The sequence below is a fragment of the Vibrio sp. 2130-1 genome, assembly GCF_033339515.1.
Genome location: NZ_JAWOUT010000765.1, coordinates 1 through 508, shown reverse-complemented (window position 1 = coordinate 508; position 508 = coordinate 1). Strand labels below are relative to the sequence as shown.

The window sequence follows — 508 nt, the reverse complement described above, 5'->3', positions numbered from 1 at the left end:
TAGCTCTCTTTCTTCTACATGTGCAAAGTCACTGAGTAGAATCAGTTCACTGCCTTTTGGCGTGAGTGTGTGGAGTGTTTCTAACACTTGCGAATATGGCATTGTGCGAGGCTCATGATTTGGATCTTGAGTCAACTGCGCGTTATGGGTATCAACGATCGCATTGAGAATCCGTAGCCCCTGTTTTTGCAAAGAGGAAGGGCGGAATTCTAAGCATTGGTGTCCATCATCAATCACTGCGCCAATACGATCTTTTTTGGCTAATGTGAGCCAAATAAGAACACTGGCGAAATGAGCGAGTTGTACGGACTTCAATACGTACTTTGAGCCAAAGTGAAGGCTTGAGCTGAGGTCGAGATACAAAATCACCGCTTGTTCTTTGTCTTCCGCAAACAATTTAGTGTGTGCTTTTCCGGTGCGCGCTGTGACTCGCCAGTCGATGCTGCGAATGTCATCTCCAGCTTGATACTGGCGCACTTCCATAAAGTCCATACCACGACCTTTTTGT

General features: G+C 46.3%; 1 protein-coding gene. It reads right to left on the bottom strand.

The annotated features are described in order from the left end of the window. Positions 1–508: DUF58 domain-containing protein (locus tag R7Q09_RS28580; RefSeq protein ID WP_318144262.1), on the bottom strand; the 508-nt coding region annotated here is incomplete at both ends.